8 protein-coding genes and 1 tRNA gene are annotated in these 8,244 nt (G+C 65.3%); 6 read left to right on the forward strand and 3 right to left on the reverse strand.

Annotation, left to right across the window (positions count from 1 at the left end; all coding sequences use genetic code 11):
- Nucleotides 1-333: 333 nt before the first annotated feature.
- Entirely contained in the window at nucleotides 334-963 is a 630-nt protein-coding gene (locus ACGLHR_RS49495) for a DUF4136 domain-containing protein (protein WP_400103202.1), read from the reverse strand.
- A gap of 315 nt (nucleotides 964-1,278) precedes the next feature.
- Here ACGLHR_RS49495 and pepN point away from each other — a divergent pair, with 315 nt between their 5' ends.
- Nucleotides 1,279-3,978 carry an aminopeptidase N gene (gene pepN / locus ACGLHR_RS49500; protein WP_400103190.1) on the forward strand — a complete coding sequence of 900 codons (2,700 nt, stop codon included), beginning with the start codon at nucleotides 1,279-1,281 and terminating at the stop codon, nucleotides 3,976-3,978.
- 133 nt (nucleotides 3,979-4,111) lie between these two features.
- A complete protein-coding gene (locus ACGLHR_RS49505) occupies nucleotides 4,112-5,128 on the forward strand; it encodes a class 1 fructose-bisphosphatase (protein ID WP_400103192.1) in 1,017 nt (338 codons plus the stop codon).
- 157 nt (nucleotides 5,129-5,285) lie between these two features.
- Here the strand turns inward: ACGLHR_RS49505 and ACGLHR_RS49510 are convergent, their stop codons facing one another.
- A complete protein-coding gene (locus ACGLHR_RS49510) occupies nucleotides 5,286-6,227 on the reverse strand; it encodes a crotonase/enoyl-CoA hydratase family protein (protein ID WP_400103204.1) in 942 nt (313 codons plus the stop codon).
- 137 nt (nucleotides 6,228-6,364) lie between these two features.
- On the opposite strand from ACGLHR_RS49510, the gene ACGLHR_RS49515 reads away from it, so the two are divergent.
- The 4 genes from ACGLHR_RS49515 (at nucleotide 6,365) to ACGLHR_RS49530 (ending at nucleotide 7,462) form a co-directional block, all read left to right on the forward strand.
- Complete coding sequence (locus ACGLHR_RS49515; protein WP_400103194.1) at nucleotides 6,365-6,661, forward strand: hypothetical protein; 297 nt, start codon at nucleotides 6,365-6,367, stop codon at nucleotides 6,659-6,661.
- A 33-nt stretch (nucleotides 6,662-6,694) separates the two neighbouring features.
- Complete coding sequence (locus ACGLHR_RS49520; protein ID WP_400103196.1) at nucleotides 6,695-6,868, forward strand: hypothetical protein; 174 nt, start codon at nucleotides 6,695-6,697, stop codon at nucleotides 6,866-6,868.
- Nucleotides 6,869-6,957: 89 nt separating this feature from the next.
- Nucleotides 6,958-7,260: a hypothetical protein gene (locus tag ACGLHR_RS49525; protein WP_400103198.1), complete on the forward strand. Its 303-nt coding sequence runs from the start codon at nucleotides 6,958-6,960 to the stop codon at nucleotides 7,258-7,260.
- Nucleotides 7,261-7,386: 126 nt separating this feature from the next.
- A tRNA-Thr gene (locus tag ACGLHR_RS49530) sits at nucleotides 7,387-7,462 on the forward strand.
- Between the two features lie 245 nt (nucleotides 7,463-7,707).
- Here the strand turns inward: ACGLHR_RS49530 and ACGLHR_RS49535 are convergent.
- On the reverse strand, nucleotides 7,708-8,205 hold the full coding sequence (locus tag ACGLHR_RS49535) for a hypothetical protein (RefSeq protein ID WP_400103200.1): 498 nt from the start codon (nucleotides 8,203-8,205) through the stop codon (nucleotides 7,708-7,710).
- Between the last annotated feature and the right edge of the window lie 39 nt (nucleotides 8,206-8,244).

An 8,244-nucleotide genomic window follows, 5' to 3' on the forward strand; every position in this document is an offset into this window, starting at 1 on the left:
CGCAATTGCGCTTCAGGACTGTTGGGGGCATGTTGCGGTGCATCACCGCCGGTCTTGCTGGTCATTATGCTCGTCCAGGAAGTGGCCCAGCCAGTGCCCGCCAAGGCCGCGCCGGTCGTATCCGGCGTGCTTGCCGGAATCTTCCATTGCAGCTTTCAAAGACGGGCTCCGGCGGCTCGGGCCGAAAAATCGAGCCGTCATTCTAGCTCACCCAAGCCCGGCGCGAAGCCCCTCCCATGGGTGCATCCAGGGTTTTAAGGCTTTTCGCCGGGCAATTCAGTTTTTACCGCCGCACAGGCAATGCCTCGCCTGTTGCTGGTTGCTTGCTACCTGCTACTTGTCATTCGGGTCCAGCGGCAGTGTCACCCGCCTCGGCCGGCCGCTCTCCGCCGCCGGGAACTGCACGAAAGCGCTGCGGATCAGGTAGGGCATCGCCGCCTGCAGGGACGTACCCTCGCCTCGGTGATTCGCCGTGACCTGGTAGACCCGGCGCCCGGTGGCGGCATCCTTGAAGAATACGCGCAGCGTGGACTGGGTGACAGGCACATCGCGCACCGTGGTCACCGGCGGCCAGTAGCCCGGGCCGCCCCAGCCGTACGGGCCCCAGGGGCGGTAGTAAGGCCCCCAGTAGGGGCCGGGATAAAAGCCGGGTGACCACGGGTCGACGTAATTGGTCTCCTGGATCCGCATCAGCCGCGCGTTGCTGTCGTACTCCATGTTGACCAGGTAGTGCGCCTGCGGCCGGGCCACCTGCTCGAAGCCGACCCCGGAGAGCGCCTGCGCCAGCCACTGCTCATAGGTCTGGTCCTCGAGCTGCGCCTCCTGGCCGCCGGTCCGATCGAACGCATACGTGCGCGGCGGATCGTTCTGCCAGTTGCCCTGGCGGAACGCCGTCACCTCCGTGGTGACGGTGCTGGCGCAGCCGGACAGCAGCGCCGCGCCGAGCAGCGCCGCGCTCAGCATCAGCCGGCTGCCGCGCAAGCCTTCGCCGGCTATCCGGCCCCAGCCCTGACCAAGCTTCGCCAGCCATTGTTTTGGCATCTTGCCCCTCATCGATTCGTTGTCCATTGTGTGACTCAGACCGTGCCGGGCGCTCGGAATTCCGGCGCGATCCGCCACCAGCGCCGCGCGCCCGAGCCGGGGCGCCCGCGCTTGGCTACAATGGGTTCTTCAGTGCCGTGGCACGCGACCCCGGCAGCGGCTTCCCGCCCTGCCCCCCCTGCCGTGACCATGGCGACCATGCCGCCCCAAGTGGCCCTCAGAGGACAGGATCCCTTCATGCTGCGCACCGACACGCCCGTTACCGTCCATCGCAAAGACTATACTCCGCCGGCCTTCGCCTTTGAGCACGTCGACCTCAACCTCGAGCTCGATCCGGCGCGCACCGTGGTCACCAATACCCTGCGCTTCACGCGCCAGGCACCCGGCCCGCTGGTGCTGGCCGGCGAGGCACTGGAGCTGGTCGGGGTCCGCCTCGACGGCAAGCCGCTGGAAGGCGCGCAGCAGGCGCCCGGCAGCCTGACCCTGCCCGAGCTGCCCGCGCACGGCACCCTGGAAATCGTCACCGCCTGCCAGCCGGCCGCCAACACGTCGCTGTCCGGCCTCTACGTCTCCAACGGCAACTTCTTCACCCAGTGCGAAGCCGAGGGCTTCCGCAAGATCACCTATTACCTGGACCGCCCCGACGTGATGTCGACCTTCCGGGTCACGTTGCGCGCACAGCGCGCGGACTACCCGGTACTGCTGTCCAACGGCAACCTGATCAGCGAGCGCGAGCTGCCCGATGGCCGCCACGAAGCCGTCTGGGAAGACCCATTCAAGAAGCCCGCCTACCTGTTCGCGCTGGTGGCCGGCAAGCTGGAATGCATCGAGGAGCGGATCCGGTCCGCCTCCGGCAAGGAAAAACTGCTGCAGGTCTGGGTGGAGACGCAAGACCTGCCCAAGACGCGCCACGCCATGGATTCGCTGATCCACTCGATCCGCTGGGACGAGCAGCGCTTCGGCCTGGAGCTCGACCTGGACCGCTTCATGATCGTCGCCGTGGGCGACTTCAACATGGGCGCGATGGAGAACAAGGGCCTCAACATCTTCAACACCAAGTACGTGCTGGCCAACGCCGAGACCGCCACCGATGCCGACTTTGGCAATATCGAATCCGTGGTCGGGCATGAGTACTTCCACAACTGGACCGGCAATCGCGTGACCTGCCGCGACTGGTTCCAGCTCTCGCTCAAGGAAGGCCTGACGGTGTTCCGCGACCAGGAATTCTCGGCCGACATGATGGGCTCCGAATCCGGGCGCGCGGTCAAGCGCATCGAGGACGTGCGCATGCTGCGCCAGGTGCAGTTCCCCGAGGACGCCGGCCCCATGGCGCATCCGGTGCGCCCGGACAGCTACGAGGAGATCAACAACTTCTACACCGTGACGGTGTACGAGAAGGGCGCCGAGGTCGTGCGCATGTACCAGACCCTGCTGGGCCGGGACGGTTTCCGCAAGGGCATGGACCTGTACTTCCAGCGCCACGACGGCCACGCCGTCACCTGCGACGACTTCCGCGCCGCCATGGCTGACGCCAACGGCCGCGACCTGACCCAGTTCGGACGCTGGTACAGCCAGGCCGGCACGCCGGTGGTGGCGGTGCGCACCGCGTGGGACGCCGCCACCGGCACGCTGGCGCTGACGCTGTCGCAAAGCTGCCCCAAGGTCGGCATCGAAACGCACCCCGGCACGCCGGACAAGCTGCCCTTCCATATTCCCTTTGCGCTGGGCCTGATCGATGCCAGCGGCGCCGACCTGCCGCTGCAGCTCGAGGGCGAAAGCCAGCCCGGCGCCACCACGCGCGTGCTGGACTTCACCGAGGCCGAGCAGACCTTCCGCTTCATCAACCTGCCGCGCGGCGCCGAGCCGCCGCTGGCCTCGCTGCTGCGCGACTTCTCCGCGCCGGTCATCATTGACGCCGAGTACAGCGAGGCGCAGCTGACCTTCCTGCTGGCGCACGACAGCGATCCGTTCAACCGCTGGGAAGCCGGCCAGCGCCTGACCACGCGCGCGCTGCTGCAACTGGTGGTCCAGAGCCAGGCCGGCCGCGAGCTCCAGCTCGAGCCGGCGCTGGTGGCCGCGCTGCGCACCGTGCTCAACGACCAGCAGCTCAGTCCCGCCTTCCGCGAACAGGCACTGACACTGCCGGCCGAAGCGTATCTCGCCGAGCGCATGGGCGTGGCCGATCCGGCCGCCATCCACCGCGCCCGCCAGTTCATGCGCGAGGCGCTGGCGCGCGCGCTCAAGGCCGACTGGCTGGCCGCATTCGAAGCCAATGCCACGCCGGGCGCCTACAGCCCGGATGCCGTGTCCGGCGGCAAGCGCGCGCTGCGCAACCTGGCGCTGGGCTACCTGGCCGACAGCGGCGATGCCGCCATGCAGGCGCTGGCCGAAGCGCAATACAAGGCCGCCGACAACATGACGGACCGCTTCACCGCGCTCGGCGCGATGGTCAATACCTTTGCCCCGGGGCGCGAAGCCGCGCTGGCCGACTTCTACCAGCGCTTCGAGCAAGACCCGCTGGTGATCGACAAATGGTTCTCGCTGCAAGGCACGCAGCGCGGCACCGTGGGGCCGCAAGGCGCCGGCCACGCAGGCAAGCGCACCATCGACACCGTGCGCGCGCTGATGCAGCACCCCGCCTTCAACCTGCGCAACCCCAACCGCGCGCGCTCGCTGATCTTCAGCTTCTGCGCGGCCAACCCGGCCCAGTTCCATGCCGAGGATGGCTCGGGCTACGCCTTCTGGGCCGAGCAGGTGCTGGCGCTGGACGCCATCAACCCGCAGGTGGCCTCGCGCCTGGCGCGGGTGATGGACCGCTGGCAGAAGTACGCGCTGCCGCTGCGCGACCGCATGCGCGCCGCGCTGGAACAGGTGGCGGCTGCCAGCGACCTGTCCCGCGATGTGCGCGAGATCGTGAGCAAGGCGCTGGCGCCGTAAGTCGGCGCCAGGCGGGCCGGGGCGGGGCCGGCAGCGCCGCGCGCCGGCCCCGCCGACAGCACCCCACCGGCCGGTGGCAATGCTTGCCAGGCTGGCGCCCATGTAGAATTGCGGCCATTCAAGGAGAATCCCCATGAGTCGCATCAGCCTCACCCGCTACCTGGTCGAGGAGCAGCGCCAGCACAACACGATCGAGCCCGAACTGCGGCTCCTGATCGAAGTGGTGGCGCGCGCCTGCAAGGCCATTTCCAACTCTGTCAGCAAGGGCGCCCTCGCCGGCATCCTCGGCTCGGCCGGCACCGGCAACGTGCAAGGCGAGACCCAGCAAAAGCTGGACGTGATCGCCAACGAAGTCCTGCTCGACGCCAATGAATGGGGCGGCCACCTCGCCGCCATGGCGTCCGAGGAAATGGACAGCATCTACGAGATCCCGAACCGCTATCCCAAAGGCGAATACCTGCTGCTGTTCGATCCGCTCGACGGCTCGTCCAACATCGACGTGAACGTGTCGATCGGCACCATCTTCTCGGTGCTGCACATGCCCAAGCCGGGCCAGACCGTGACCGAGGCCGACTTCATGCAGGCCGGTAGCCGTCAGGTCGCCGCCGGCTACGCCGTGTACGGCCCGCAGACCACGCTGGTGTTGACCGTCGGCAACGGCGTGCACATGTTCACGCTGGACCGCGAGGCCGGCAGCTTCGTGCTGACGCAATCCGACGTGACGATCCCGGAAGACACCAAGGAATTCGCGATCAACATGTCCAACATGCGCCACTGGGCCCCGCCCGTACGCCGCTATATCGACGAATGCCTGGCCGGCGACGAAGGCCCGCGCGGCAAGAACTTCAACATGCGCTGGATCGCCTCGATGGTGGCCGACGTGCACCGCATCCTCACGCGCGGCGGCATCTTCATGTACCCGTGGGACAAGCGCGAGCCGGAGAAGCCCGGCAAGCTGCGCCTCATGTACGAAGCCAACCCGATGGCGATGCTGGTCGAGCAAGCCGGCGGCGCCGCCACCAACGGCCATGAGCGCATCCTCGACATCCAGCCTGAGAAGCTGCACCAGCGCGTGTCGGTGATCCTCGGCTCGAAGAACGAAGTGGAACGCGCGACCCGTTATCACCAGGAAGACAAACCGGCCGCCTGATCGCCGGCGGCTTCATCGCACCTGAAGAAACGCAACGCCGCGGCGCTAGCCGATAGCAAGATATGTTGAAAAATTTGGGGGCAGTCCTGGTGACTGCCCCCATTTTCTTTTCACTGGTATCCGATCCGGGGCGTTGATCCGACGACGCTTCACGGGACTATTTGCCCTGCCTTGCTTCCAGCTCGCGAATCAGCGCACGGGCCTCGTCGCCTTCCGGTATCGGCTTGCCGCTATCGCGCCATTGCACCGCCGCCTTGAATCCCTCGACTTGCGCGTACCGGCGAAACCAGAGTCCCTCCGGGTTGTGCCGTGTAATGCCGTCGAACATGGTCGCCATCATCTGCGATTGCTCCAGCCCCATTGTCAGCATGACTTGATTGACCACCAGCTTGTGCATGGCAAGGTGGCTGCGCGGAACGCCGGCAATCCGGTTGGCAAGCTTGAGCGTCGTCGCCTCTAGTTCACCGATGGGAACGACCTCATTGGCAAGGCCCCAGGCTGCGGCAGTGTGCCCGTCAATCGTGTCTCCGGTGAACATCAACTGTTTGGCGCGCGCCGGGCCCAGCCGATAGGTCCACATCGCCGTGGTCGGACAGCCCCAGACGCGCGTCGGCATGTAACCGATTCGCGCATCCTCGGCCATCACCAGCAGGTCGCAGCTCAAGGCGATGTCGCTGCCGCCGGCAACCGCATAGCCATGGACCTTGGCAATCGTAGGCTTGCTGCAGCGCCACAGACTCATGAAGTCTTCGGTGTTGCGCTTCATGTATGCGTAGTCGACCATGGGATCCCAAGGATACGTCTCTTGCTGGCATGGGTGCTCGATGGTCTGCTCCGCGGTGTCGGCCAGGTCGTAGCCGCCGCAGAACCCTTTGCCGGCACCTTCCACCACGACAACGTGGACGTCGTCATTGGCTTGCGCCCATTCGACGGCGGCTCGAATCTCTCGTGGCGTCTCGCCGTTGATCGCGTTTAGCCGCTCCGGCCGATTGAGGAGCAGGCGCGCGACGCGTGGCGATTGCGGATCCTGCTCGATCGTCAATGTAGAAAAATCTGGCATCTTGAAGTTCCGTTGTTGCGTCGTGGAAGAGGATGAGATTTCTGACCGTCATGACTGACTGTAGGGAACGCTCTATTGACAGTCAACACGTCAGACGCGCCCGGCTCACAGGCCAGTCAGACCCGGTCGAGCGTGCCATCCAGACCCTGGCTGCGACGGTCTCGCAGCCTTCATGCATGGCCGAACTCGAGCTTTGGGCGGTTGCACGCACCGATCCGGATCTTCGTGCTGCACTCGTGGCTGCCGAGCGCCCCGCGCGCAAGGAGAACGAGCGTGTCGTCGCCGAAGTCTTCGCCCAGGTTAGCGACCGGCCGGGGTATGCGCCCGTAATGGCAATAAGCCTCGAGTTTCTCCGTGGCCTTGCGATTTCCGGCGTGCTTCGCCGCAGCCCTGCGCGACGACAGCAGCTAATCAGCCAATGGACGTGGGCCGCAAGGCTTCTGCTTGAACAGGAATTCCCGGTGGATAGCTGACGCCTGCAACCGCTGCTTGCTTCTGGAGCCACAATGACACGACAGCACGCATCACTGACTCACTCCTATTCGCCCGCCGACAAGACGCGCGAAGTGCTTGCTGTTTCGACTGGCGAAGCCTTGCGCCGGGCGGCGAGCGCGGAGCCACGCCGAGCGGCGCTTGTCGAGGTCGTGCCGGAGGGCGCATACGCCCTCCATTTCTACTAGGTCCTTTCGCAGAGAATCCCACATGAAACCGACCAAAGCATGTCCTGTCGTGCTAAGAACAGCGCAGAAGCGCCTTGAGATCCGGGCAGTTGAGCATCCTCTGGCCGGCCTTCACCTGGTTCATGATCTTCGTCACCCACTACCGCTTCCGCCGCCGATGGGTCGCCGCCGGCAACCGCCCCCTGGCCTTCCGCATGCGCGGCTTCCCCGTGCTCACGCTGCTGGGCGCCGGCATGTTGCTCGCCATCATGCTGACCACCCTGTTCACCGAAGCCTTCCGCATGACGCTGCTCACCGGCATCCCCTTCCTGGCGGCGCTCAGCGTGGCCTACCTGCTCTGGTTCCGCCAGCGCGCCGAAACCACGCCACTGGCCGCCAACGACGCCGCCTGAATGACCGCGCCGCCACCTGGCGGCGCCCCTGCGGGGGCTCCCGGCAAAATTTTTGCGCCGGGGCTTCCCAGTAAAAAAAAACGCTGCTATGATTGCGGGCTTCATCCAGTTGTCAACGGATGATGGGCCGAAGTAGCTCAGTCGGTAGAGCAGCTCATTCGTAATGAGAAGGTCGGGGGTTCGATTCCTCTCTTCGGCACCATAAGATTCAAGCACAAAGCCCAACCTGTCCGGTTGGGCTTTGTTGTTTCTGGGGTTCATGTAGCCAGCGGTACCGGGTTTTCGGACTAGGCGATGACGACAACGGCAAAGCCAGCAAAGAAGATGACTCGCGGCGGAGCTGGGCGCGGTCATGGCCGCAAGCCAATCAGCGAAGCCGAGCCTACCGTCTCGTTGTGCATGACGCAAGGGCGGCGCGCAAGCTGGACCGCGCATGAATGTACTGGGCTACTTGATGCGTTTTTGCGTTGAGCTTGCCATCTCGCCCGCGCCAACGTGGACGATTTGCGTGGCCCCGACCTCTTCATCCTTCTTTAGCCCCAAGACAGCCTCAACGATGTAGCTAGCGGCGGCGGGTACCACGGAAGGCTCAACCGCGCGGCCGGCCTCGATTTGCTTACTTCCGAGGAAATCGGTACGGCGCCTGAGGAAGTCCCACCTTACGGCCCGAAACTTTGCACCATAGTCGAAAGCCCTGTTGGCCATTTGCCAGCCGACCACGTTGTAAAGGCGAAGGCCGGTGCGCGCGTCGTACCATGCCGCGCCGAGAGGGCCATCGTCGCCACTCAGGCCCGTATGACCATACGCATAGCGGGCCAGCCGATAGACCGGGTCATCGTCACGGTGAGCGGCGTTCGTGGGGTCAACCTTAACCAGAACGTTATTTACGGCCCCGTAGGCATCCAGAAGCGTAAGCGCTAAATCCAGCACACCTTGAGTATTCAAGGAGTTCCGGACTTTGGGCGACGATCAGTCTCGCTCAGG

The organism is Cupriavidus sp. CuC1 (genome assembly GCF_044627735.1).
GTDB lineage: Bacteria > Pseudomonadota > Gammaproteobacteria > Burkholderiales > Burkholderiaceae > Cupriavidus > Cupriavidus ulmosensis.

What these genes read in the sequence shown, in the direction of transcription:
- pepN (WP_400103190.1), top strand. Translation starts at nt 1,279, where the DNA reads ATGCTGCGCACCGACACGCCCGTTACCGTCCATCGCAAAGACTATACT.
- ACGLHR_RS49515 (WP_400103194.1), top strand. Translation starts at nt 6,365, where the DNA reads ATGGCCGAACTCGAGCTTTGGGCGGTTGCACGCACCGATCCGGATCTT.
- ACGLHR_RS49505 (WP_400103192.1), top strand. Translation starts at nt 4,112, where the DNA reads ATGAGTCGCATCAGCCTCACCCGCTACCTGGTCGAGGAGCAGCGCCAG.
- ACGLHR_RS49520 (WP_400103196.1), top strand. Translation starts at nt 6,695, where the DNA reads ATGACACGACAGCACGCATCACTGACTCACTCCTATTCGCCCGCCGAC.
- ACGLHR_RS49495 (WP_400103202.1), bottom strand. Translation starts at nt 963, where the DNA reads ATGCTGAGCGCGGCGCTGCTCGGCGCGGCGCTGCTGTCCGGCTGCGCC.